Raw genomic sequence first — 23,759 nt, forward strand, 5'->3', positions numbered from 1 at the left:
CGGCGGCGCTGGCCAGGCGGCCTTGAGCGGCCGTACGGTGATCCTCGCCATGACCGAGAACCCCGAGCACACCCCCGAGCGCACCGTCACCGTCGTCCTCGTCGACGACCACCCCGTCGTCCGCGACGGGCTGCGCGGCATGTTCACCGCCGAACCCGGCTTCGAGGTCCTGGGCGAGGCGGCGAACGGCGTCGACGCCCTCGACGTGGTCGGACGCCACGACCCGGACGTGGTCCTGATGGACCTGCGGATGCCCGGCGGCGGGGGAGTGGCCGCCATCGCCGAGCTGGCCCGGCGCGGCGCCCGGGCGAAGGTCCTGGTGCTGACCACGTACGACACCGACTCCGACACGCTCCCCGCGATCGAGGCGGGCGCCACCGGCTATCTGCTCAAGGACGCCCCGCGCGAGGAGCTGTTCGCCGCCGTCCGGGCCGCCGCCGACGGGCGCAGCGTCCTGTCGCCCGCCGTGGCCTCCCGGCTGATGACCCGGGTCCGTACCCCCGCCGCCGCCCCCGCCGACACGCCCCTCTCCGCCCGGGAGCGCGAGGTGCTGGTGCTGGTGGCGCGCGGGACCACGAACCGGGAGATCGCCGCCGAGCTCTTCATCAGCGAGGCGACCGTGAAGACCCACCTCACCCACATCTTCGCCAAGCTCGGCACCAAGGACCGGGCCGCGGCCGTCGCCGTCGGCTACGACCGGGGCATCCTCGGCTGACCTCCCGGGGCCCTACGCGGCCACCCGCAGCAGCAGCACCGAGCGGGCCGGGACGGTCAGCTCCGTACCGCCCGCCAGGACCGTGCCGGGCGGTTCCGCCTGGTCCTCCCGGGAGGTGTCCAGGACCAGTTCGTACCGCTTCGCCCAGGGGGCTCCCGGCAGCTCGAAGGCGACCGGCTCCGCGCCCGCGTGCAGCACCGCCAGGAAGCTGTCGTCGGCGACCGGTTCGCCGCGCGCGTCCCGCCCGGGGATGTCCCGGCCCGAGAGGTAGAGCCCGAGCGTGGCGGCGGGCGCGTACCAGTCGCCCTCCGTCATCTCCCGGCCGTCCCGCGCGAACCAGGCCAGGTCCCGCAGCCCGTCCGGCGCCTGGGCCCGGCCGGAGAAGAACGCCCGGCGGCGCAGCACCGGATGGGTCTGGCGCAGCCGCAGCACCCGGGCCGTCAGCGCGGTCAGCTCCCGCCACTCGGGCTGCTCCAGCAGCGACCAGTCCAGCCAGCCGGTCTCGTTGTCCTGGCAGTAGGCGTTGTTGTTGCCGCCCTGCGTCCGGCCCATCTCGTCGCCCGCCACCAGCATCGGCACCCCGGTGGAGAGCAGCAGCGTGGTGAGCAGGTTGCGGAGCTGGCGGCGGCGCAGCGCGTTGATCTCCGGATCGTCGCTCTCGCCCTCGGCCCCGCAGTTCCACGCCCGGTTGTCGTTCGTCCCGTCCCGGTTGCCCTCGCCGTTGGCCTCGTTGTGCTTGTGCTCGTAGGAGACCAGGTCGCGCAGGGTGAAGCCGTCGTGCGCGGTGACGAAGTTGACCGAGGCGTACGGGCGGCGGCCGCCCCAGGCGTAGAGGTCGCTGGAGCCGGTCAGCCGGTAGCCGAGATCCCGTACGTCGGGGAGGGCGCCGCGCCAGAAGTCCCGTACGGCGTCCCGGTAGCGGTCGTTCCACTCGGTCCACAGGGGAGGGAACGCGCCGACCTGGTAGCCGCCGTTGCCGACGTCCCACGGCTCCGCGATCAGCTTGACCCGGCGCAGCACCGGGTCCTGGGCGATGACCGCGAGGAACGGGGAGAGCATGTCGACGTCGTGCATCGAGCGGGCGAGCGCCGCCGCCAGGTCGAAGCGGAAGCCGTCGACGCCCATCTCGGTGACCCAGTAGCGCAGCGAGTCGGTGATGAGCCGCAGCACCTGGGGCTGGACGACGTGCAGGGTGTTGCCGCAGCCGGTGTAGTCGGCGTAGCGGCGGGGGTCGTGCTGGAGGCGGTAGTAGCCGCGGTTGTCGATGCCGCGCAGCGAGAGCATCGGGCCCAGTTCGCCCGCCTCGGCGGTGTGGTTGTAGACGACGTCGAGGATGACCTCGATCCCGGCGTCGTGCAGCGCGCGCACCATCCGCTTGAACTCCCCGACCTGCTGGCCGGCGGTGCCGGAGGCGGAGTAGCCGGCGTGCGGGGCGAAGTAGCCGATGGAGTTGTAGCCCCAGTAGTTGTGCAGCCCGCGCCGCAGCAGGTGGTCCTCGTGGGCGAACTGGTGGACCGGCAGCAGTTCCACCGCCGTCACCCCGAGCCGGGTCAGATGGCCGATCGCGGCCGGGTGCGCGAGCCCGGCGTACGTGCCGCGCAGCTCGGGCGGGATGTCCGGGTGGAGTCTGGTGAAGCCGCGTACGTGGAGTTCGTAGATGACCGAGTCGGCCCACGGGGTCTTCGGGCGCCGGTCCTCCACCCAGTCGTCGTCATCGTGGACGACGACGCCCTTGGGGACGTGCGGGGCAGAGTCCCGCTCGTCGCGCACGGTGTCGGCCACATGCTGGTCCGGCCAGTCCCTCATATGGCCGTACACCTCGGGCGGCAGCGTGAACGTGCCGTCGACCGCGCGGGCGTACGGGTCCAGGAGCAGCTTGGCCGCGTTCCAGCGGGCGCCGGTCCACGGGTCCCAGCGGCCGTGCACCCGGTAGCCGTACCGCTGACCGGGCCGGACGCCCGGCAGGAAGCCGTGCCAGATCTCGTGGGTCAGCTCGGTCAGCGGGCAGCGGGTCTCGGTTCCGTCCGCCTCGAAGAGGCACACCTCGACCGCCTCGGCCCCGCCCGCCCAGAGCGCGAAGTTGGTGCCCGCCACCCCGTCCGGGCCGACCCGGAAGCGGGCCCCGAGCGGCATGGGCGCCCCGGGCCAGACGACGGGGGCGCGGGGCGCGGCCCGGACGGTCCCGGGGGCCGCCGTGAGCCCCGTGCCCGCCGTGATCCCGGTGCTCTCCGGGATCTCCGGCCGTACGGTGACGGGCGCGGCCCGCCCCGGTGGGCGGCCGGGTTCCACCGCCCTTCCGGCCGGGTCCTGTACTGCCTCCTGCTCGGCTGCGCTCGACACGTGTCGCCTCCCGCGGCTCATGAGGACGGGCACCGGAAAAGGGGGCGCGCGACGTCCCGGCCGCGGCCCTCCCCTGGCAGTCCTTCCCTCTGTTCTGCCCACCGCGGGGCCCGGACTCACGTTTCCCCCGACCGGCCCTGGTCGTTGGGGGAGCGTGAACCACGTAGCGAAGAGCGCACGGGCGGGCTCGGCCACCGTGCTGACATGGGCAGGACTGCTCACCGTGCTGGCCGTGCTGGTCCTGCTGACCGGATGCACCGATACGAGAGAGGCTCCGCTCAACGGCAAGGAGGGCTCTCCCGGCGATGTGATCAGCATCTTTCCCGAGGACGGGGCCACGGAGGTCGGCGCGGAGACCCGGATCCGGGTCCAGATCCCCGACGGCCGGCTGGAGAGCGTCAAGGTGATGCGGATCGAGGATGCCCAGCAGCAGACCGTGGCGGGGCGCATCGCCGCCGACGGTCTCTCCTGGCAACCGGAGCCCGGCGCGGCCCGGCTCGCCCTCGCCGCGAAGTACAGCGTCGACGCCGTGGCGGTGGACGCGTCAGGACAGCGCTCGGCCCGCCACGCCACGTTCACCACGCTCGTTCCGGAGCGCCGCTTCATCGGCTACTTCAAGCCGGAGAACCGGTCCACCGTCGGGACCGGCATGATCGTCTCCTTCTCCTTCAACCGGGCCATCACCGACCGCGCGGCCGTGCAGCGCGCGATCCGGGTGACCGCGGAACCGGAGGTGGAGGTGGCCGGCCACTGGTTCGGCAAGGACCGGCTCGACTTCCGTCCCGAGGAGTACTGGAAGCCGGGCACGGAGGTCACCGTGGACATCGGGCTGCGGGACGTCGAGGGGGCGCCGGAGGTCTACGGCAGCCAGGACAAGAAGGTCACCTTCACCGTCGGCCGCTCGCAGGTCTCGCTGGTGGACGCGGAGGCCATGACCATGGAGGTGCGCCGGGACGGGAAGCCGGTCAGCACCGTCCCGATCACCGCGGGGGCGCCGAAGACGACCACGTACAACGGGAAGATGGTCGTCACCGAGATGCACGAGGTGACCCGGATGGACGGGGCCACCGTCGGCTTCACGGACAAGGAGGGCAAGGGCGAGTACGACATCAAGGACGTCCCGCACGCCATCCGGCTCACCACCTCCGGCACCTTCCTGCACGGCAACTACTGGGCCGACGAGTCCGTCTTCGGCAAGGAGAACGTCAGCCACGGCTGCATCGGCCTGCGCGACGCGAAGGGCGGCAGCGCCACCACCCCGGGCGGCTGGTTCTTCGACCGGACGCTGATCGGGGACGTGGTGGAGGTCGTCAACTCCAAGGACAGGACGGTCGCGCCGGACAACGGGCTCAGCGGCTGGAACATGGACTGGAAGCAGTGGAAGGCGGGCTCCGCCGTGCGCTGAGGGCCGTCCTCCCCGGCCCCGGGGCCCGCCCCCGCCCCCGCCCGAGGCCTCTCCCAGTCCCGCCCCGAGGCCTCTTTCCGCCCCGCGCCGGGGGCTCCCCGTACCGCCCTGTCCCGCCCGTCCCGCACCCCGGCCCACCTGCACGGCTCTCCCCGCCACTTGGGACGGAACGGTGACATTCCGGAGGGGATCCACCGCACCGACGGTGTGATTATCTTGCGTGGAGCGAGCGCGGATGTGCAGCGCGCGGGGGATGCGGGCCATGGCAGTGCCAGGCCCAGCGAGGGGAGACACAGTGAACGGGCAGCCGATATCGGGGGCATCGGCCGGGGCGGGCAGAAGGCGGCGCGGCGCATCGGGGCCCCTGGCCCTGGCGCTGGGAGCGATGCTGCTGCTGGTGACGGCATGCGGCGGGGACGCGGACGCGGGCGGCAAGGGCGGCGGCCAGAGCAGCCCGAAGGCGGAGGACACCACCGCCTCGCAGGCGGTGGTGACCATCGCGCCGGACGACGGGGCGGACTCGGTGGCGACCAGCGGCGCGCTGAAGATCACCGCCGCGCAGGGGAAGCTGACCACGGTCAAGGTCGCCGACCCCAAGGGCAACGAGGTCGCGGGCGAGATCGCGGCCGACGGCGCGAGCTGGACGCCGGAGCGCCATCTCGCCGCCGCCACCAAGTACACGGTCCACGCGGTCGCCAAGGACGCGAAGGGCCGGGAGTCGGCCAAGGACACCACCTTCACCACGCTGGTGCCGGCCAACACCTTCATCGGCCACTACACGCCGGAGGACGGCTCCACCGTCGGGGTCGGCATGCCGGTCTCCATCAACTTCACCCGGGGCATCACCGAGCCCGCCGCGGTGGAGAAGGCCGTCAAGGTGACGGCCGACCCGCCGGTCGAGATCGAGGGCCACTGGTTCGGCAACGACCGCCTCGACTTCCGCCCGGAGCACTACTGGAAGCCCGGTACGAAGGTCACCGTCGAACTGCACCTGGACGGCGTCGAGGGACGACCGGGGGTCTACGGCAAGCAGGCCAAGACGGTGACGTTCACCATCGGCCGCTCCCAGGTCTCCACCGTGGACGCGAGCACCAAGCGGATGAAGGTCGTCCGTGACGGCGAGGAGATCAAGGACATCCCGATCTCCGCGGGCGCCCCGGCGACCACCACGTACAACGGTCAGATGGTCATCAGCGAGAAGCTCAAGGTGACCCGGATGAACGGCGACACCGTCGGCTTCGGCGGCGAGTACGACATCAAGGACGTCCCGCACGCCATGCGGCTCTCCACCTCGGGCACCTTCCTGCACGGCAACTACTGGGGCGCCCCGTCCATCTTCGGCACGACCAACACCAGCCACGGCTGCGTCGGTCTGCGCGACGTGCGCGGCGGCTACGACAGCCAGACCCCGGCGGCCTGGTTCTACAACAAGTCGATGATCGGTGACGTCGTCATCGTGAAGAACTCCAAGGACAAGCAGATCCAGCCGGACAACGGCCTCAACGGCTGGAACATGGACTGGGCGGAGTGGAAGAAGTAGGGCTCAGCGCCCGCGACTTCCGGCTGTACCCCGGGTGGGCCCGGTGCTGTGACCGACGGCACCGGGCCCACCCGCGTTAGCAGTGGTTAACCTGCCTGCATGACTGTGACCCTCGAAGTACGCGACAACGTCGGGACGATCCTGCTGGACCGGCCGCCGATGAACGCCCTGGACGTGGCGGTCCAGGACCGGCTGCGGGAACTGGCCGAGGAGGCCACCCGGCGCGAGGACGTCCGCGCGGTGGTCCTCTACGGCGGTGAGAAGGTGTTCGCGGCCGGTGCGGACATCAAGGAGATGCAGGAGATGGACCACACCGCGATGGTCCTGCGCTCCAAGGCGCTCCAGGACTCCTTCACCGCCGTCGCCCGCATCCCCAAGCCCGTCGTCGCCGCCGTCACCGGCTACGCGCTCGGCGGCGGCTGCGAACTGGCCCTCTGCGCCGACTACCGCATCGCGGCGGAGAACGCCAAGCTCGGCCAGCCGGAGATCCTGCTCGGCCTGATCCCGGGCGCCGGCGGCACCCAGCGCCTGGCCCGGCTGATCGGCCCGTCCCGCGCCAAGGACCTCATCTTCACCGGCCGGATGGTCAAGGCGGAGGAGGCCCTGACACTCGGTCTGGTGGACCGGGTGGTCCCGGCCGCCGAGGTCTACGAGCAGGCGCACGCCTGGGCCGCCCGGCTGGCGAAGGGCCCCGCGCTGGCGCTGCGCGCCGCCAAGGAGTCGGTGGACGCCGGTCTGGAGACGGACATCGACACCGGGCTCACCGTCGAGCGGAACTGGTTCGCCGGACTGTTCGCCACCGAGGACCGCGAGCGAGGGATGCGCAGCTTCGTGGAGGAGGGCCCGGGGAAGGCGACGTTCCGCTGAGCTGCCGCCGCGGGGCCGTCGGCGCTCCCTCTTTTCCGCCCGCTCGCCCTCCCCGGATGCGCTTCTGACGGGGGTTCATCCCTCCGGGCGGATTATCCGGGCCTTAAGAGAACCTTAAGGCCCGGCGCCGTACGGCCGGGGGTGAACCCGCCCATCCGGTGCTTCACCGCAGCTCAGCAGGGGTGTGGAGACTCTTGCTGTGCCTCTGGCATATGCCGAGAGCCTGGTTCGGAATGGTGCGTTCCGGGGGGCGGATTCCGCCGGAACGGCCCCGGGGGCCGGAGTGTGCGTCCATGATGGTGGGCATGGCGGGCCTGGAGGATGTGGATCAGCCGCGACCACGCAGCAGTGCGACCGCGGCACGGTGGACGTCGGGCATGGATGACGAACAGGCGTTCAAGGCGCTGGAGTTGTTCGGAAATCCGGCCGAGGCGGAAGTCCGGCTGCCGTCGCGGCCGGAGTCCGCGGCGACCGCCCGCCGGCTCACCTCCTGCGTGGTCCTCCGGCAGTGGGGGTTCTCCCCGCAGACCGCCGAGTACGCGGTGCTGCTCGTCTCCGAACTCGTCGGCAACGCGGTCCGCCACACGGGCGCCCGCGTCTTCGGGTTACGGATGGTGCGCCGCCGGGGCTGGATCCGGATCGAGGTGCGCGACCCCTCGCGCGGACTGCCGTGTCTGATGCCGGTGCGCGAGCTGGACGTCAGCGGCCGCGGCCTCTTCCTCGTCGACAAGCTCTCCGACCGGTGGGGGGTGGACCTGCTGCCGCGCGGCAAGACCACCTGGTTCGAGATGCGGATCTCCGACCGCTGACGCCGATGCCCCCCGGAGCGCGCAGAAGCCCCCGGTCGGCCGTGGTGCGGCGCTGCGGGGGCTTCTGTGGGAGGCCGTGAAAGGTGGGGTGTGTTCACGGCCGCTGATGGCGACCTCGCCCGGGTCAGTGGGGGTCGTGGCTCCGACTATGGCAGACGGGGGACCTCGGTGCCAAAGGAGTATTTCGCCCTATTCAGGCATCAAGCGGGCATCTCATGGCTGAATCATAGGTGTGCTCGATCACTCGCCTGGCTTTCCATGCATTTTTATGAGGCTGCTTGAATGATTCCTAGATCATTCGAGGAATCGCTCAATCGTTATATTTCGCCCGTTCCGCCTCTACTGTGTCCCCGGGATCCCGTGGACCGTGGGGAAGGCGAGGTGGTCGGGCATGGGCGGGCGCGAGCGGCCGGTGCACCGCAGGGACGCGCTGGGCGCCGGGGCCGCGCTCCTCGCGTCGGCTCTCGCGGCGGGCTGTGCGCGGGGCGGCGGGGAGGCGGACGTACGGGGAGGGGACGGGGTCGTACGGGGAGGGGACGGGACCGGGGGCGGGGCGCCCGGCTCCTCGCCCCCGGCCTCCTCGGCGCCCGGCTCCCGGGCTCCGTCCTCGTCCGCGCCCGGCTCCCAGGCTCCGCCCCCGTCCGCGTACGGGTCGACCGCCACCGCCGGGCCGCGCCGTCTCCCCGGGTGGCCCGGGGAGATCACCCACGGCCCCCGTGACCGGCCCCGGATCGCCCTCACCTTCGAGGGGCGGGGCGACCCCGGTCTCGCCCGGGCCGCGCTCGCCCGGATCGAGCGGGCCGGGGCGCGGGTCACCGTCCTCGCCGTCGGCAGCTGGCTGGAGGCGCACCCGGAGCTGGCCCGCCGGATCCTGGACGGCGGCCACGAGATCGGCAACCACACCCAGCGCCACCGGGACCTGGCGGCCCTCGCCGAGCGCGACGAGCACGCCGCGTACGAGGAGATCGACGCCTGCGCCCGGCGGCTGCGCCGGCTCACCGGCTCCATCGGCACCTGGTTCCGCCCCTCGCCCGGCCCCGGCGCCACCGCACCCGTCCGGCGCCTCGCCGCGCGGGCCGGCTATCCGCACGTGCTCGGCTACGACGTCGAGTCGCGCGACCATGCCGCGACCGGGGTGCCGGCCGTCCTGCGCAAGGTGACGGGCGAGCTGCGGCACGGTTCCGTCGTGGGGCTGAGCCTCGCACGGCCGGTCACCGTGGCGGCGCTGCCCCTGCTCCTCACCGAGATCGACCGGCGCGGACTGCGCGCGGTGACCGCCACCGAACTGCTGAGCTGAGGGCGCCGGGGCCACGCCGGGTTCCGGCGCCCGGGGTGTCCGGCCCGTCACCCGTACGGCCGGATAATCTGACTTCGACATTCGGCAGCACGGAGGGGCGGAACAGTGGCGGACATCGAGTCGGCGCGGACGGTATTCGAGAAGTTCGACGCGAACGGCGACGGTCTCATCACGGCCAACGAGTACAAGAGCGCGATGGCGCAGCTGGGCGACCCGTTCGTCACCGAGACGGTGGCCCAGGCGATCATCAACGCCCACGACGCCAACGGTGACGGCCTGCTCACCTTCGACGAGTTCTGGGCCGCGCAGAACAAGGCCTGACGCGCGGACAGGGCCCCGGCCGGACTGCTCCGGCCGGGGCTTTCTGTCGTTTGCCGCCCTTCTGTCCACCGGCGAGGATCGGTCCGTGATGTTCTCCGGACCTCCCGCCGATCCGGCCGCACCGACCCCGCCGACCGGATCCGGTACGCCTCCCACCGGCGCCCGCGCCGACGCACCGGCCGTCTTACCGGCCGCCGCGCTGTCCATCGGCGCACCGACGTCCGCCCCGGCCGCCGCGCTCACGGCCGACGTGGTGCCGCTCTCCGGTGAGGGCAGGAGCGGGTACGGGAGCGGGCCCGCGGGCGGCGGCCCCGGCCGGCCGTCCCGGCTCCCCGTCGCCCTCTCCCTGTCCGCCGCCGCCCTTCTGGCGCTCCTCGTGGCCGTCTCCGGCCCCGGGCTCGCCGCGCGCGGCACCGGGGAGCTGCGGATACCCGGCGCGGGGCTCACCACCCTGCTCCGTACCGTCCTCTTCGCGGGCCTCGCCGTCCACCTCGGCGAACTGCTCGCCCCGCAGTTCGTCCGGACCGTCCGCGACCGCCCCCGTACCGCCGTGCGGAGCTGGTCCGTCTGCGCCGCGCTCGCCGGGGCCGGGGCCGCGGCCGGGCAGATCGCCCAGCTCGCCGCCGCGAGCGGACTCGGGATCACCGGGACGTACGCGACCCGGAACGGCGGGCTCCTCCTCCTCATCACCAACGGGTTCGTCGCCGCCGCCCTCTGCGCCGCGAGCAGGCGGCCCGCCCTGGCGCTCGCCCCGCTCGCCGTGGTCGTCGGCGCCGAGGCCGTCCGCGCCCACCCGGAGGCGTACAGCCCGGAGATCGGCGCCGCCCTCACCGTCGTCCACCTGACCGCCGCCTCCCTGTGGGCCGGAGGTCTGCTGCACGTCCTGCGGACCATGTGGCTCTGGCGCGGCTCACCCACCGCCGCCCGGACGCTGCTCGCCCGGTACGCCCGCCTGGCGATCTGGCTGTACGCCGCCCTCGCCGCCACCGGCACCGTCTCCACCCTGCGGCGGCTCCCCGTGGACGTGGTGTTCACCTCCGCCTACGGGCGCACCCTGCTGGTCAAGCTGGCGCTGATGGCCGTGGTCAGCGTGCTCGCGCTGGCCGCCCGGCGGCGGATGCTCCGGGACGACGACCCGGGGGTGGCCCACCGCCTCGCCCGCCGCGAACAGGTGGTGCTGGGCGCGGTCGTGGTCGTCTCCGCGATCCTCACCGTGGTCCCCGACCCGCACTGGATCTCGCTGAGACCCTAGGGCTGCCCCCAGCTCCGCAACTCGTCGTCGCGCGGAGCCAGGACGACGGCCGGACCGCTGGTGCCGCCCGGACCGCCGGTGCCGCCCGGACCGCCGGTGCCGCCCGGACCGTCCGCGCCGAAGAACCCCACCGGCCGACGCGCGTCCCAGGACGGCCAGCCCGGGTCGCCCGTCGTCGCGAAGTCCACCCATGCCCGGTGCATCGCGTCCGCCAGCTCCTGCGGGGCGTCCGGGCCGGTCAGGGCCATCGTGTCGGGGTGGGCCAGGGTGTCGAAGACGAAGCCCAGCTCCAGCGCGTGACAGGCCCCGAGCCGCTGTACGGGGGTGGGCCAGCCGAACTCGTAGACGTACGTGGCCCCCTCGGCGCCCGTCCGCGCGTCGGCCAGCCGGTTGAGCGGGACCCGCAGCAGCAGGTCCGTGGCGAGGGCGCCGAGGAGTTCGCCGGGGGTGGCGCCGGGGCGGTTGGCCCGGTAGGTGCGGGCGGTGGCGTTCGGGACCCCGAACTTCAGCAGCGCGAGCCGGAGCTTGAGGCGGCCGATCCGGTCGGCGAGGCCGCTGGGGACGAACCAGAGCCGGTACTCCTCGGTGTTCGTCCCCATCAGCAGATCGACCCCGGACGCCGCACCCGTACGCAGCGCCTCGGCCGGGTCCCGGTCCAGCAGCTCGCCGTCCACCACGAGCTGGAAGGAGTTGCGGCCGGTCAGCGGGTTGCCGCCGCTCGTCACCTGGGTCTGCGCGGCCAGCAGCGCCTCCGGGTCCACGGCGGCCAGCGCGGCGGCAGTGGCGGGGACCCCGAGCCGCCGGGCGATCAGCCCGGTCGTCCCGCGCGCGGCCTCCGGGGCCAGGGCGGCGGGCGCCCCGCTCTGGAGCACCGCCCGCCGGAACAGCCCCGCCGCCCGGTCCGTGGCGAGCAGGGCGGCCACGCTCACCGCCCCCGCCGACTCCCCGGCCACCGTCACCCGGTCCGGGTCGCCGCCGAACGCCGCGATGTTCTCCCGCACCCACTCCAGGGCGGCCAGCTGATCCAGCAGCCCCCGGTTGGCGGGCGCGTCCGGGAAGAGGCCGAAGCCCTCGATGCCCAGGCGGTAGTTGACCGAGACCAGCACCACCCCGTCCCGGGCGAAGGCCCACCCGTCGTAGACCGGCACCGCCGAGGAGCCGTGCAGCAGCGAACCGCCGTGGATCCAGACGAGGACGGGGAGCCCCGCGGCCCCGGTGGACGGCGTCCACACATTGAGGTTCAGCCACGCGTCGCCCGGCACCTCCGGGTCCGGCAGCAGCCGGTCCAGCGGCGGGGCGTAGGGGCGCTTGGGGGCGGTCGGCCCGAACGCGCGGGCTTCCCGTACGCCCTCCCACGGCTCCGGCGGCTCCGGCGCGCGGAACCTCCGCGCGCCCACCGGCGCAGCCGCGTACGGAATGCCGCGGAAGACCGCGACACCCCGCTCCACCGCACCGCGTACCGTCCCCTGCGCGGTCCCGGCCGTGGCCTCCACGATGTCGGACATGGTGTGTGCCAACCCCTCTCGCGGTGCGGTGGTGGAGCCGCCTACTTCAGATAGACCAGCCCGTCCGTGGTGACGGCCGGGCGGCCCTTCGTGCCGACCAGCACGATCTTGACGGTGCGCTTGGCGCTGGTGGACCAGGACTGGGTCCAGATCGCGTCCCGGTACTTGGTGGATGCGGACTTCAGGTCCACCGTGGCGACCTTCTTGCCGTCGACGTAGACGTATGCCTGCCCCGAAGTGGCGGCCCGCGACACCACCCAGGCGGCTGACCGCCCGGTGAACGTCCAGGTGAGGCCGGCGTCCTTGGCGCTGCTGGTCAGGGACTTGCCGCCCAGATAGCTGGAGGAGGACTTCGCCGTCCACTTCCCGGTCTTCGTGGCGGCCGTCTCCTGGAGGATCACCGGGGTGCCGGAGACCGAGGCGGCGGCCGTGTTGCCCGCGTGGTCGTACGCCGTCATCGTCCAGGCGGTCGCCGCGCCGGACTTCGCGGTGTGCGCGGCGCTGCCCGTCGTCGGCCCGTACGTCTTCGCGACGGGCGCGGTGAGCCGGACCTCCTTCAGCGCGTTGGTGTCCGTCGCCTTCCATGTCAGGGTGACCGGGACCGCCGCCGTGTTCACCGTGCCGGTGCGCAGGGTGAGGGCCGGCTTCGTGGTGAAGGCGGGGGCCGTCCGCTCGACGACGACCGTGGCCGCCGCCGAGGTGGTGACCTTGCCCGACTGGTGGGTGGCCCGTACCTGGACGGAGTGCCTGCCGAGCGCCAGGGTGGCCGGGGCCGAGGTGGCGTTGCCCTTGACGGAGGCCACCGGCTTGCCGCCGACGAGGAGTTCGTACCCCTTGACGAAGGCGGCGGGGGTGGTGGTCCGCCAGCCGACGGTGACGGCCGACTTCGTGTAGTACGTGGCGCCGGAGGCGCTCGCTCCGCTCATCGAGGCGATGGCGAGGCCGGTGACCGTGCCGCCGGCCGTCGAGCGGATGCCGGGGAGCTGGTTGTAGAGGCCGAGGCCGGGGCACTCGGTGGCGAACCCGTCCCGGTGGCCGGAGATCTGCTGGAAGGGGTACTGCTGCCCGGCGGTGAACTTCTTGTGCGCCAGGTTGCCGCCGTCGGCCCCGGCGGTCAGCTGGACCGTGCCGGTCGGGTCGCCCTTGTACTGGCCGAGCTTCCAGGCGGCGACCCGGGCGACCGCGGTGGTCGCGGCGCTGCTCGCCGGGGTCTGGGTGTGCAGGCCCATCACGGCGATCCCGGTGGTGTCCCGGTTGAAGCCGTAGGTGTGGGCGCCCATCACGGGCCGGTCCACCCCGCCCTTGCGGCCCTCGAAGACGGTGCCGCACTTGTCGACCACGAAGTTGTAGCCGATGTCCTTCCACTTGTTCGCGTTCACGTGGTACGTGTGCAGCGCGCGGACCATGGCCGGGGAGTCGGCGCAGGAGTAGTCGTTGGTCTGCGTGGTGTGGTGGACGAAGACCGCCTTGACGGAGGCCGTGTACTCCGGCGACTCGTTGTTGAGCGACTCGTCGGCCTTCCAGCCGGCCCGCGGGACGATCGGCGGCTGCGGGACCGTGGACGGCGGGCCGGGCGGCAGCGGCGGGGTCGTGGAGGGGCTGGGGGTCGGCGGGGCGGAGGGCGTCGGGGACGCGGTGGTCGCGCTCGCGCTCGGGGTGGGGCTCGGGGGCGTCGGTTCGGGAGACGCGGTGGTTGGGGAGGGCTCCGGCTCCTGGGACGGGGCCGGTGTCGGCTCCCCGGGGGTCGGCTCGTCGGAGGGCTCCGGCTCGGCGGAGGGGGACCCGTCGGCGCTGAACGCGGCGGGCTCGGCGGCGAAGGCGGCCGGTCCGGCGGCGAGCGGGGTGGTGCGGCCGCCCGGGTCGACGGTGTCCAGCCGCAGCCCCTCGGGCAGCCCGGCCTTCACCCCGCCGGCGGCGCCGACCCGCACCTCGACGCCGTCGGACGGACCGACCCAGCGGGGCTCGGTGGTGCCCCGGACGCCGGACCGGCCGGCCTCGGTGCGGCCGTCGATCTCGGTGTCCAGCGGCAGCCAGCCCGTCCACTCGCCCGTGGCGGCGGAGCGGGTACGGGCCTCCACCCGGCCGGTCACTTCGGCGGCGGGGTCGGTCCAGGTCACGCCGAGCAGGCTGAACCGGTCGGTGGAGCGCCGGCCGAGGGATGCTGTGGTGCCGTCCTCGGAGGTCTTGAGCGGGGTGTGGTGGACCTCGGGCTCCGCCGCCCCCGGAGCGGACATGGCGTCCGCGTCACGGTCGGGGGAGGAGCCTCCCGTCACCCCCTGGAAGACCAGAGTGCCCGCCACGGCCGCCGTGGCGACGGCAGCCGTGGTCCATATTCTTCGCTGTGATCTCACGTGTGGTCATCCCCGGGGACTGTGGTGGAAGACATGGCATTCCGACCGGTCAGTCGTCGACCGGGGGCAGGACGCGGTGCGTCCGCCCGGCCGGTGGGGCGACCCGGGACATGCTTGCGCGTCACAGTCTTCCACGTGATCGCTACTGACCGGTCCTGTTTCTTTCCGATCTGGCGCGATGTGATGCGGTCGACCGCCGCCGATGGGGCGGTTGGGGATGGTATGGGGCTTTCATCGCTTCTGCTCGCGGAGGTCCGGAACGCTCCCGCCGTCCGGACCTCCGCGAGCCGAGGCACCGTCAGGCGGCGAAGTACCCGGACATCGAGTCGCGTGCCTCCCGCTCCACCAGGTCCGGCCGGGTGTAGCGCTCGGCGCGCGCGTGGTAGTCGAAGTCGCCCCGCACGAGCCCCCGGTAGTCCTGGACGCAGCGCTCCAGGGCGGTCCGGGTGGAGGCGCTGATTCCCGCCGCCTCGATTTCCTCGATCAGTTCCTTTTCCGCGCGCACCACCCGCTCGGCGATACGTGCCAGCTGAATTCCGGCCTCGTCGACGGCTTCCTGGAGCGTGGAGCCCCGGTCGCGCTGGATGAGCCGTACCGCATTGTGCTCGTAACCGAGCGCGGCCTCCTTCTCGAACGAGCAGATGTCGTTGCAGAGGCCCGAGTGATCGGTCACCGCGTTCCGCAGGGCGATGTACGCGGGCAGGCTGCGGGCGGAATCCGGCAGGTCGATCCCTGCGGTGATCTCGTGCAGGTCCAGGAACGGCTGCATGGCCACCGAGTCCCGGCGGTGCTTGACGAACTCCACCCGGCTCGGCACCTGCCCGGCCGCCCGCTCGACCGCCTCGGCGTAGTACGTCCAGAGCCAGGCCGCGGTGTCCCGCCGGAACTGCCTGTTCCACTGGGGGGACCGGTCGCGGCAGGTCCGCTCGCGCAACCCGGCGAGGGCCCGCTCCATCGGCCCGTGCGGCTCGGCCCCGTCGAACACGTCCACCAGCCGGGTGATCGCCGCCTCGCACATCAGGGGGTCGCGCCCGGCCGGTCCGTCGTCGAACTCGTCGTCCACCAGAAAGGCCCAGAAAAGCCATTGGCAGAAGAGATCCAGATGATCCTGCGACGCTTTCGGGAAGATGAGAGAAATCCAGAGTTCGGGCCGGGTGCGGATCATCTTCCGGCGAGCCGGGACCGAAAGGATCAGCCCTTCCGACTCCGCCCATTCCCAGGCCGCCTCCCTGGTTTTGTCCAGGCCCGGATTGCATCCGGTACTGGCGAACGGCATGTGAAACTCCGGTAACGTTATCTGGCTCATTGCAGCCCCCTCGTCGATGAGTACGGACGGGCGATGCGCACAGCGCATTCCCGGTGATCGCGAGGATGTGCGGCCGCCGGAGCTGGGTCGGCGAGCCGCGGAAGGCGATCACGTCACCATGTGTGATGCCCAGTCAACCGCTTGTGGAGTCATGAAGGGAAGCCATATGTGACCGGAATTGCTTCATCGAACCGAACAGCTGAGCAGATATGAGCAGTTGCGGGGCTTCTGGGGTTGAACGTGACGGTGAGGTGTCTGTGCCCCTGGAATATGCGCCCTTTTCACGGCCCTCAGGTGCGCTGGAAGAATTCGATCTCGCCTAGTGCTATCGGACGCTTTTTCGATTCACCTGCGGCCTCCCGGAGGACGAGCCGGACGGTGACGACATCGCTGATCCCGGTCCGTACCGTCTGCTCGCCGGGCTTGTCGTTGAGCGTCAGCTCCTTCTCATGGACCGTGCCGTCCACCGTGGTGACGATCAGATCCGCCCGGACGGGCCGGGGCTCCCGCCGGAACTCCTCGGGCTCGGTCGACGCCCCGGTGTGCAGGACCACCCCGACGAGCCGGAACGGCGTCCCGAAGGTGGCCGTCAGCGACGCGCCGAGGGCGGGCGCGCCCCAGTACTTGTTGGTCAGGCCGTCCACGGCCGCGCCCGCCGGATGGCCGGGCGCCTCGGCGCTCGCGGTCACCGCGGAGGGGCTGATCTCCGCCGTGCCGCCCAGCTTGTCCCGGACGTCCTCGAAGATCACGCGCCCGGCGGGCAGGAACAGGAAGCCCACGAAGAGCAGTCCGACGACCGCCAGCACCAGCAGGATCCGCCGCAGCGCCCGACCCGACCGGACCCGCACCCGGCGGCGGAACGGCCACACCGTCCGCCACCACGGCAGCGGCGCGGCCTCCGCCTTCGCCCGGAGGGGCGCCGCGCACCGGCGGCAGAACCGGCGCCCGGGCGCGTTCGGCGTACCGCAGGCCGGACACGGCTCCCCCTCCACCGCCTCGTCCGCCTCCACCGGCCGTACGACGGGCCGCCGGGCGACGGGCCTGGCCGGCCGGACCGCCCCGACGGGCGCCTCCTCCGGGGGCCGGGGAACTCCCGGCCGTACGGGGGCGGGAGCCGGAGCGTGCTGCCGGGGCTGCTGCGGTGGTACGGCGGTGGGTCGCGGTGGTACGGGGGTGGTGCGGGCGGCCGTCGGCGCGGTGCTCGGTGGGGTGCCCGGCGGGGGCGGAGACGGGGGTGTCGGTGTGGGCGTTGCGGGAGGCGCCGGGGCTGTCGCCGGGCGTGGGGGCGCGGCGGGCGGGGCGGTCGGCCTCGCGGGCTGGGCCGCCGGGGGCGCCGGAGTGTCCGGTGCCTCCGGTTCCTGTTCCGGTTCCGTTCGCGGGGCAGGTTGCGGTGCTTCCGGTGCCGGTGCCGGTGCCGGTGCCGCTTCCGGGCGCGGCGCAGGTGGGGGCATGGTCGCGGGCTCCGGGGGCGTACGCCCCTCGCGTACGGGCTCCGGTGCCGGTCGCCGCTCCGGCTCCTGCTGCGGGACCGGCTCAGGGGCCGGTTCGGGTGCGGGCGCAGGCGCGGGCGCGGGCTCCGGTCCGCGCGCTGCCGGAGTGCGCCGGGGCTCGGTCGACCACCCCAGGTACGCACCGCAGTTGCCGCAGAAGTCGTCGTCCTCGCGGTTGGCCGTTCCGCACGCCGGACACGAGCGCATCGCGTCAGCCTCCCGTCGTCTCTGTGGTCGTCCCGGGCGCCGTCTCGGGCGGGCCCGGCAGGATCTCCACCCGGCAGGTGAGGTGGACCGGGCAGGAGGCCGTCACCACCTCCAGGACGCGGGCCGCCTCCACCGTGGCGCCGGGGGCCACGGGCCAGACCCGTACGAGCAGTTCACCGGTCGGGGCCGGGGGCAGCTCCGTACCCGGCTCGGCCGACCAGGCCACGCCCCCGCCGTCCCGGACGTCGGCGTGGACGCCGAAGCAGAGCCGGAGGTGGTCGACCAGGCCGCGCCGGGTGCCGCGCCACCGGTGCAGCTCCACCGCTCGCGCCACCACCGCCCGTTGCAGCTCCGGCGGCCAGGCCGGGTCGATGCCCGCCCCCACCCAGGCCGCCAGCCAGGGCAGGAAATCGGCCGGGGCCAGGGCCGGGTCGAAGTAGGCGGGCAGGTTGTCCAGGGTGGAGAGCACCGGGGCCAGGACCGTGTCGAGCCCGGCCGTGAACCGCTGGGCCAGGTCGTCGTCGGCGTACAGGGCGGGCAGCAGCTCACCGATCGGGTAGCGGCTCGGCAGCCCCGGCACGGCGGCCCGGCTCACGCGCCCTCACCCGGCCCGCTCGGCGTGACGATCACCTGGTGCTGGTGGGAGAAGACCAGCGCGCCCGGGGCCACGTCGATCCGGTCCACCGCACCGCCGCGCCGCCCGGTGATCGGGTCCGCCGGGAAGAGCCGGACCTCCTCGACCAGACCGGCGCCCCGCACCCGCTGGAGCACGGCGAACACCTCCCCGTACTGCACCGGCCGCCCGAACGGCCACCCCGTACCGTCGGCGCCGCCCCGCAGCGGGTCGATCAGCCCGAACAGGGCTTCCAGCGCCTCCGCGCGCACCCGGTCCACCTCGCCCGCGGCCGCGACCAGCCGGGCCACCACCGTGACGCCCTGGTAGGCGGGCGGCTCCACGGCCAGCCGGGTCCCCACCAGACGGCGTTCGTCCAGCCGCCGGGCCACGGCCGCGAGCACCTGGTCCGACGGGATCAACTGCTCGAACCGGAGCTGGCCGCCCGCGTCGGGCACCGCGTCCGGCACCACCAGCACCCGCACCGCACCGCCCTCGCCCGCCACCGCCGGCAGGCACCGCACCCGGCGCAGCGAGGGCGCGGCCTCGTGGGCGATGACCTCGTAGTCCCGGGCGGTGACCGCGCGTTCCTGCACCCGCAGGATGTTGGGGGCGCGCACCTTGGCGTTCTCGACGGTCTCCCCGTCCACGCCCCCGGTCGCCGCCTCCCGGTTGTCGACCCGCGCGATGTAGGGGACCGAGCTGCGCAGCACGGAGACCGCGCCGCGGGCCACGTTCCCGGCCGACCCGCCGCCCGTGCGGTAGCGGGGGACGCGGAGCTGGGCGCCCTTCGCCGGGACGGCCCCGTACGCACGCATCGTGCCGTCCGGCTCGCGCACCTCCGGGGGGAACGCGAACTCCCCGGAGACCGCGTCGATCCGCACGTGCCGGTCCCCGGGAGCGGAGGCGCCGAAGTGCTCGACGGGTGTCCAGATCTGCCAGCCCTCGGCGGTCGACACCTGGACCACCGGCGGGTCGCCGTCCATCAGCAGCGGCACCCGGCTCACCGAGAACCGCTGCCCGGCCACCCCTTCCGCGACCCCGAGGGGCACGTCGTACACGGTCTCCGCGTGCTCGACGGCGGCCGTACCGCCGACCGTGAACACCTCGGCCTCGCGGATCGTCGGCGACTCGGAGTAGAACGGCTGGCCCGGTTCGGCCGGTGTCACCCGGCAGCGCACCCACCCCGCCCGGGTCCCGGCGACGACGGACGCGGTGTGCCCGGCCGGGACGAACACGATGACCTCGCCCGGCCGGTTGAGCCCGCCGGTGGTGTCGTCACCGGTCGCGCACTCCACCCAACGGGCCCCGTCCCACGCCTCCCACACCAGCGGCGGCTGACGCGGGTCGACGCCCACGCCCTCCACCCGGCTGTCCAGGCGCACGGCGACGATGCAGCGCGGTACGGCGGTGGGCAGCCCGAACAGCAGCGCGTCACCCGGCTCCGGGCGCGGCGAGAAGCACGGGATGTCCTTGCCCGCCCCGAGCGGCCCGGTCCGGTCGGTCTGGTCACCGGTCTTCGGCGCGGTCACCAGCCGGACCAGCTCGCTCGGCACGATCGGCAGGTCGTCGGAGGTGGTGAACACCACCGGCTCCTCCGTCTCCCCGCGCGCGGTCGCCACCTCGGTCCCGGCGACCAGGTGCACGGTCTCCGGCTGCGGGGCGGAGAGCCAGAAGTCGACCTCGGCACGGGCGACGGTCGGCGGGAACAGCGTCACGCCCAACAGGTCCAGGAAGGCCGCGTAGTTCTTGTCCGGCACCCGGTTCAGCCGGTACAGCAGCTGGTCGACCATGTACGCGAACGTCTCGATCAGCGTGACCCCTGGGTCCGACACGTTGTGGTCGGTCCACTCCGGCGAGCGCTGCTGGACGTACCGCTTGGCCTCGTCGACGAGCTGCTGGAAGCGCCGGTCGTCCAGGTTGGGGGAGGGCAGGGCCATCAGCGCACACCCGCTTCGGACGAGCCCTCTTCCGACGGGATCGTGTAGAAGGGGAAGACCAGGTTGCGCAGGTCGTTGGTGGCCCGCACGGTGTAGCGCACGTCGATGTAGAGCGTGCCCTCCTCGATCGCGTCGAACGCGATCACCACGTCCGTCACCTCGATCCTCGGCTCCCACCGCTCCAGCGAGGTGCGGACCTCCTGGGCGATCCGCCCGGCGGTCGCGCCGTCGCCGGGCGCGAAGACGTAGTCGTGGATGCCGCAGCCGAACTCCGGCCGCATCGGCCGCTCGCCCGGAGCCGTACCGAGGATCAGCCCGATGGCCTCCTCGATCTCCCGGTCCCGCTCGACCAGGGCGATCCCGCCGGTCGGGCCGGTGCGCAGCGGGAAGCCCCAGCCGCGGCCGATGAATCCGTCGCCGCTCACACCGGGCCCCCGATCAGGACGTTGAGCGCGCCGCTGATGACGGGCGCGCCGCAGGTGGTCCTGTCGCCCATCCGGGCGGCGGGCAGTCCGCCGATCAGCACCGGGCCGGAGACGGCCGCCGCGGGGTTGGGCATGATCACGTTGCCCGGCCCGAGGGCCGCGTGCGGGGGGACCACGCACACGTGCAGGCTCCCGGTGACGGCCGCGGGCCGGCCGCCGATCAGCACGGTGGCGACGGTCACCGCGCCCGGGGGCGGGGTGCCGATGAGGCCGCCGTGGGCGGTGCTGTCGCCCGTACGGGCTGCGGGGGGCATGGCCGGGGTTCTCCTAGCTACGAGAGTGATACAAGGTCAATTGACTTGTTCGGTGCGTCAGTTGATGCGGATCAGCTTGGCCTTCAGCACGGCGAGCAGGCCGCCGTCCACGGTGACCCCCGTCTTGCCGTTGATGGTCACCGACCGCCCCTTGACCTCGACGTTCCCCGTACCGGCGTCGAGCGTGATGCCCGACGAGGAGAGCGTCACGGAACTCTGCGGCCGCTTGGAGCCGGGGGCGAGGACGGTCAGGGCGATCTCGTTCCTCCGCTCGTCCAGCACCACTTCGAGCCGCTTGTTCCCGCTCGCCAGCCGGATCCCCGACGGGCCGCGCGGGGTGTCCAGCAGCTCCAGCCGGTTGCCCGAACGGGACACCAGAGAGCGGCGGTTGACCTTGCCGCTGGTCTTGTCGACGAGCGGGACGTCATGCTCGGAGGGCCGGTCGACGCCGTTGTAGAGGCCGCCCAGGACGTACGGGCTGTCCAGCAGCCCCTGTTCGAAGCCGACCAGCACCTCGTCGTTGACCTCGGGGCTGAAGACCCCGCCGCCCCCGTTGCCGCCCCACTGCACCGTACGGACCCAGTCGGTGACGTAGGTGTCGTCGAGCCAGGGGAACTTCAGCCGCACCCAGCCCCGTTGGCCCTTGCCCTCGCGGATGTCGGTGACCACGCCGATCGCCAGCCCGGGGATGCGCGGACCCCGCGCGGGGGCGCCCCCGCCGGTCAGCCCGGCCAGCGAGCGGTCGGGGGAGGCGCTGACGATCACGGTGGTGCGGTACCCGCCGTCCGGCTCCAGGACGTGGTGGGCGGCGGTGGCGGTGTAGCGGCCGGAGAAGGCGGGGCCCACGTTGCCGAGGGCCACCGGCTCGCCCGCCCGCAGCTGCGGATTGCCGAAGGCCACCGCCTCGATCTCCCCGAACCCCGAGCTGACCTGGGCCGACACCGCCCCGGCCACGGCCGTGGTCTCCGCCTGGGTGCGGTACGGGGTGTCGGCGACGGTCATCCGGGCGCTCGCGCCGAACGCCCCGGCCGCCACCGACGGGCTCATCCCGGGCGTCACGGTCCTGCTGCGCACGGACTGCTCCCGCGCCACCAGCCGGGTCTTGGTGTCGACGTTCCAGCCCCGCACCTCCACGTCCCCGGCCCCGTCCGACCCGGTCACCACCGCCCGCAGCGCGAGCAGGTTGTCCCCGTACTCCAGCACCATCGGGTGCTTGGCGGCCCGGGTGTCGGGCGAGGGAGCCGAGGACGCGGGCTTGGGCCTGGTGAACTGGAGCACGCCCTGGTCGTCCACCCGCACCTGCGCCCCGCTCTCGGCCGCCAGATGCTGGAGGAACTCCCAGTCGGAGACGTTCGGTTGGGTCAGCTGCTTGTACGTGATCGGCGCCGCCTCGACCTTTCCGCAGGTCAGACCGGCGCCCGCGGCGACCTTCCGCACGATGTCCGCCGTCTTCATGTTCCGGTACGCCACCACCTTCCGGCCGCGCTGCAGCCGGTGCGCCCGGGAGAACGCCCGGATCACGGTGAACGTGCCGGTGGTGTCGTGGTCCAGCTCGATCGCCGTCACCTCACCGGTGAACAGCCGCTCACGGGCCCGGTCCTGGACCGTGACGACGGAGATCCTGAGCGGGGTGCCGAGCGTGATCCCGCTCTCGCTCAGCAGGTCGTGGTCCGGGTCCCGGTAGGTCAGCACGGCCGTGTCCGGCAGGCCGATGTTCTCGTCGACCACACAGCTCACCAACTGGGCGGCCCAGCCCAGCGGAAGCTCGGCGGGGATCTCCACGACGGGGTCGGCGGCGAAGGAACGCCCCGGGGAGGACGCGGTCATCGGCGGCCCTCCGCGAGATGGTCTTCCAGGCCCGGCACGAGGAGTTCGCTCCCCGGGGTCAACTGCATGGGGTTGTCGATGTCGTTGGCCTCCGCGATCGTCCGCCAGGCGGTGGCATCGCCGTACTCCCGCCAGGCCAGCAGCGGCAGGCTGTCCCCGGCCACGACCCGGTGCGTCCGCCGTGCCTCCTTCGACCCCGAGGTGGGGTTCTGGCCCGCCGGGTCGACGCTCGCCTCCTCGATGGAGAGAGAACAGGTGGCGCGGAGCGGCTTCCCGTCCACGTCGAACAGGGTGTAGGAGACGGAGAGGTTGGAGAGCACACCGTCGAACGACGTCGTCCGTGACGTCCCCCAGTCGAACCGCACCCAGGGGCTCGCGGGCGTCTTGCGCGCGAGGCTGGTCGGCGTGGGCACACAGGCGGTCATCAGCTGTTCCACCGCCTTCTCGACGGAGTTGTCGTGGGTCGCCGTCGCGTCGAGGAAGACCTCCAGCGAGAGCGAGCGCGGCCCGCTCCCCACGAACTCGGGCAGCGCCGACTGCCCGGCCATCCGGGACGGGGTGCGCCGCCACTCGGTGCTCTTGCTCAGCGACAGCTTGTTCGGGTTGAACTGGAGCGTCAGCTGGGCGAGTCTGCCGCCCGGCTTGGCGCCGACCGTCGACGGCGGTTCCATGATGGTCAGTTGGGCGCGCGCACGGCTCGCACGCAGAGCGGGTGACATGGCGTTCCTCCTTCCGGGCCGGGGGCTGGGGCGGCGATGCGCGGGTGACAGGTCATCAGGAGGCTTCCAGCCCCTCGTGCGCGATCTCCAACGTCTCGATCGCCGCCTGGGAGTTGGCCGGGTCGAACGAGGGGCCCTGCCAGCGCACCGGGACGATGCCCTGCACCTGCCAGCTGATGATCCGGCTGAGGTCCGGGCGCAGGGCGACGATCTCGCCGTCCTTCGGCTCGACCCGCTGGATCGTCTCGTTCAGCCAGCGCGCGATCTTCATCGTGTCGGCGGTGACCGGCCGGGTCAGCGTGATGTTGGTCCAGGTGATGCGCCCCGGCAGGTGCCAGGTGAAGCCGTTGTTGCCGCCCTCGGCGTACGTCTCCATCTCCACCTCCGCGCCCAGCCCCGCGCAGGTGTGGAAGGCACCCAGGTCGCTGCCGCCGATCACGAGCCTGAAGAACACGCTCGTCGCGAAGATGTTGTCCGTCATGCCGTTTCTCTTCTTCTCTGCTCTGCGGTGCTGAA

At 73.0% G+C, this 23,759-nt stretch carries 20 protein-coding genes and 1 pseudogene; 8 read left to right on the forward strand and 13 right to left on the reverse strand.

All coding sequences use genetic code 11. The features are described from left to right. The first annotated feature begins 49 nt into the window (after positions 1-49). Positions 50-715 carry a response regulator gene (locus tag ACQ9ZG_RS24325; RefSeq protein ID WP_109916932.1) on the forward strand — a complete coding sequence of 222 codons (666 nt, stop codon included), beginning with the start codon at positions 50-52 and terminating at the stop codon, positions 713-715. A gap of 12 nt (positions 716-727) precedes the next feature. Here the strand turns inward: ACQ9ZG_RS24325 and glgX are convergent, their stop codons facing one another. After that, a complete protein-coding gene (gene glgX, locus ACQ9ZG_RS24330; protein ID WP_499281231.1) occupies positions 728-3,055 on the reverse strand; it encodes a glycogen debranching protein GlgX in 2,328 nt (775 codons plus the stop codon). A 154-nt stretch (positions 3,056-3,209) separates the two neighbouring features. Between glgX and ACQ9ZG_RS24335 the strand changes: the two genes are divergently transcribed. From ACQ9ZG_RS24335 to ACQ9ZG_RS24365, 7 genes are all read left to right on the forward strand, one after another. Continuing rightward, a complete protein-coding gene (locus tag ACQ9ZG_RS24335; RefSeq protein ID WP_099220402.1) occupies positions 3,210-4,460 on the forward strand; it encodes a L,D-transpeptidase in 1,251 nt (416 codons plus the stop codon). Positions 4,461-4,755: 295 nt separating this feature from the next. Beyond that, a complete protein-coding gene (locus ACQ9ZG_RS24340) occupies positions 4,756-6,000 on the forward strand; it encodes a L,D-transpeptidase (RefSeq protein ID WP_084992104.1) in 1,245 nt (414 codons plus the stop codon). 99 nt (positions 6,001-6,099) lie between these two features. After that, on the forward strand, positions 6,100-6,867 hold the full coding sequence (locus ACQ9ZG_RS24345) for an enoyl-CoA hydratase/isomerase family protein (protein ID WP_028416443.1): 768 nt from the start codon (positions 6,100-6,102) through the stop codon (positions 6,865-6,867). A 293-nt stretch (positions 6,868-7,160) separates the two neighbouring features. Next, a complete protein-coding gene (locus tag ACQ9ZG_RS24350; RefSeq protein WP_018492266.1) occupies positions 7,161-7,676 on the forward strand; it encodes an ATP-binding protein in 516 nt (171 codons plus the stop codon). Between the two features lie 391 nt (positions 7,677-8,067). Further along, a complete protein-coding gene (locus tag ACQ9ZG_RS24355; protein WP_499281232.1) occupies positions 8,068-8,973 on the forward strand; it encodes a polysaccharide deacetylase family protein in 906 nt (301 codons plus the stop codon). 105 nt (positions 8,974-9,078) lie between these two features. Beyond that, complete coding sequence (locus ACQ9ZG_RS24360) at positions 9,079-9,294, forward strand: EF-hand domain-containing protein (protein WP_018492268.1); 216 nt, start codon at positions 9,079-9,081, stop codon at positions 9,292-9,294. A gap of 88 nt (positions 9,295-9,382) precedes the next feature. Next, positions 9,383-10,546 (forward strand): CopD family protein, encoded by a 1,164-nt coding sequence (locus tag ACQ9ZG_RS24365; protein WP_499281233.1) that lies wholly within the window; start codon positions 9,383-9,385, stop codon positions 10,544-10,546. Here the strand turns inward: ACQ9ZG_RS24365 and ACQ9ZG_RS24370 are convergent. The 12 genes and pseudogenes from ACQ9ZG_RS24370 to ACQ9ZG_RS24425 all read right to left on the reverse strand — a co-directional run bounded on the left by ACQ9ZG_RS24370 (position 10,543) and on the right by ACQ9ZG_RS24425 (position 23,724). After that, complete coding sequence (locus ACQ9ZG_RS24370; RefSeq protein WP_499281234.1) at positions 10,543-12,051, reverse strand: carboxylesterase/lipase family protein; 1,509 nt, start codon at positions 12,049-12,051, stop codon at positions 10,543-10,545. The genes ACQ9ZG_RS24365 and ACQ9ZG_RS24370 overlap by 4 nt on opposite strands. 41 nt (positions 12,052-12,092) lie before the next feature. Next, complete coding sequence (locus ACQ9ZG_RS24375; protein ID WP_499281235.1) at positions 12,093-14,402, reverse strand: N-acetylmuramoyl-L-alanine amidase; 2,310 nt, start codon at positions 14,400-14,402, stop codon at positions 12,093-12,095. Between the two features lie 298 nt (positions 14,403-14,700). Then, positions 14,701-15,756: a terpene synthase family protein gene (locus tag ACQ9ZG_RS24380; RefSeq protein WP_441350853.1), complete on the reverse strand. Its 1,056-nt coding sequence runs from the start codon at positions 15,754-15,756 to the stop codon at positions 14,701-14,703. A gap of 242 nt (positions 15,757-15,998) precedes the next feature. Beyond that, on the reverse strand, positions 15,999-16,718 hold the full coding sequence (locus ACQ9ZG_RS24385) for a zinc ribbon domain-containing protein (RefSeq protein ID WP_028416449.1): 720 nt from the start codon (positions 16,716-16,718) through the stop codon (positions 15,999-16,001). A 624-nt stretch (positions 16,719-17,342) separates the two neighbouring features. Beyond that, positions 17,343-17,405, reverse strand: a pseudogene (locus ACQ9ZG_RS24390) (zinc ribbon domain-containing protein); the annotation flags it as partial. 4 nt (positions 17,406-17,409) lie between these two features. Then, complete coding sequence (locus ACQ9ZG_RS24395) at positions 17,410-18,000, reverse strand: phage tail protein (RefSeq protein WP_028416450.1); 591 nt, start codon at positions 17,998-18,000, stop codon at positions 17,410-17,412. Then, positions 17,997-19,958, reverse strand: coding sequence for a putative baseplate assembly protein (locus ACQ9ZG_RS24400; protein WP_109915507.1), 1,962 nt, complete (start codon positions 19,956-19,958; stop codon positions 17,997-17,999). The genes ACQ9ZG_RS24395 and ACQ9ZG_RS24400 overlap by 4 nt, the downstream gene beginning before the upstream one ends. Then, a complete protein-coding gene (locus ACQ9ZG_RS24405; protein ID WP_018492276.1) occupies positions 19,958-20,383 on the reverse strand; it encodes a GPW/gp25 family protein in 426 nt (141 codons plus the stop codon). Before ACQ9ZG_RS24405 ends, ACQ9ZG_RS24400 begins: the two co-directional genes overlap by 1 nt. Beyond that, positions 20,380-20,697, reverse strand: coding sequence for a PAAR domain-containing protein (locus ACQ9ZG_RS24410; RefSeq protein WP_028416452.1), 318 nt, complete (start codon positions 20,695-20,697; stop codon positions 20,380-20,382). Before ACQ9ZG_RS24410 ends, ACQ9ZG_RS24405 begins: the two co-directional genes overlap by 4 nt. Positions 20,698-20,754: 57 nt before the next feature. After that, the gene (locus ACQ9ZG_RS24415) at positions 20,755-22,524 is read right to left on the reverse strand and encodes a VgrG-related protein (RefSeq protein WP_109915506.1); all 1,770 of its coding nucleotides are present in this window, start codon (positions 22,522-22,524) and stop codon (positions 20,755-20,757) included. Then, positions 22,521-23,243, reverse strand: coding sequence for a CIS tube protein (locus tag ACQ9ZG_RS24420; protein ID WP_028416454.1), 723 nt, complete (start codon positions 23,241-23,243; stop codon positions 22,521-22,523). Before ACQ9ZG_RS24420 ends, ACQ9ZG_RS24415 begins: the two co-directional genes overlap by 4 nt. 55 nt (positions 23,244-23,298) lie before the next feature. After that, positions 23,299-23,724 (reverse strand): phage tail protein, encoded by a 426-nt coding sequence (locus ACQ9ZG_RS24425; RefSeq protein WP_109915505.1) that lies wholly within the window; start codon positions 23,722-23,724, stop codon positions 23,299-23,301. Between the last annotated feature and the right edge of the window lie 35 nt (positions 23,725-23,759).

Source organism: Streptomyces araujoniae (assembly GCF_050871195.1).
Classification (GTDB): domain Bacteria; phylum Actinomycetota; class Actinomycetes; order Streptomycetales; family Streptomycetaceae; genus Streptomyces; species Streptomyces bacillaris.